This window comes from Shewanella sp. SM95 (genome assembly GCF_025653595.1).
Taxonomy (GTDB): Bacteria; Pseudomonadota; Gammaproteobacteria; order Enterobacterales; family Shewanellaceae; genus Shewanella; species Shewanella oncorhynchi.
Genome location: NZ_JAKKSE010000061.1, coordinates 1 through 1,184 on the forward strand (window position 1 = coordinate 1; position 1,184 = coordinate 1,184).

Genomic DNA, 1,184 nt, shown 5'->3' on the forward strand with positions numbered 1-1,184 from the left:
CGGCGCATCGTTGACGTTTGTCACTGTAATGCTAAAGGACTGCTCAGCCGTTAAGCCATCCGTGTCCGTCACTCGTAAGGTGACAGCGTGACTGCCCACATCCGCATTGCTTGGCGTGCCACTGAGTAAACCCGTCGCCGCGTTGAAGCTCAACCAGCTCGGTTTGGTCACTGCGCTCAAGGTTAAACTGTCACCGGTATCGGAGTCAGTTGCAGTCAAGCTGTAGCTGTACGCCGCATCTTGAGTGGCAGCCGTCACCGCCATTGAACTAATCGTTGGCGCATCGTTGACGTTCGTCACCGTGATACTAAAGCTTTGCTCAGCCGTCAAGCCATCCGTGTCCGTCACTCGTAAGGTGACTGCGTGACTGCCCACATCCGCATTGCTCGGCGTACCACTGAGTAACCCTGTCACAGCGTTGAAGCTCAACCAGCTCGGTTTGGTCACTGCGCTCAAGGTTAAACTGTCACCGGTATCGGAGTCAGTTGCAGTCAAGGTGTAACTGTATGCCGCATCTTGGGTCGCTGCCGTCACCGCCGTCGAACTAATCGTTGGCGCATCGTTGACGTTCGTCACCGTGATACTAAAGCTTTGCTCAGCCGTTAAGCTATCCGTGTCCGTCACTCGTAAGGTGACCGGGTGACTGCCCACATCCGCATTGCTCGGCGTGCCACTGAGTAACCCTGTCGCCGCGTTGAAACTCAACCAGCTCGGTTTGGTCACTGCGCTCAAGGTTAAACTGTCACCGGTATCGGAGTCAGTTGCAGTCAAGGTGTAACTGTATGCCGCATCTTGGGTCGCTGCCGTCACCGCCGTCGAACTAATCGTCGGCGCATCGTTGACGTTTGTCACTGTAATGCTAAAGGACTGCTCAGCCGTTAAGCCATCCGTGTCCGTCACTCGTAAGGTGACAGCGTGACTGCCCACATCCGCATTGCTTGGCGTGCCACTGAGTAAACCCGTCGCCGCGTTGAAACTCAACCAGCTCGGTTTGGTCACTGCGCTCAAGGTTAAACTGTCACCGGTATCGGAGTCAGTTGCAGTCAAGGTGTAACTGTATGCCGCATCTTGGGTCGCTGCCGTCACCGCCGTCGAACTAATCGTCGGCGCATCGTTGACGTTTGTCACTGTAATGCTAAAGGACTGCTCAGCCGTTAAGCCATCCGTGTCCGTCACTCGTAAGG

Annotated in this window: 1 protein-coding gene; it reads right to left on the reverse strand. The window is 55.4% G+C overall.

Annotated features, from left to right (window positions below):
• On the reverse strand, positions 1-1,184 hold a 1,184-nt coding region (locus L5M29_RS23625; RefSeq protein ID WP_263170352.1), incomplete at both ends, for a putative Ig domain-containing protein.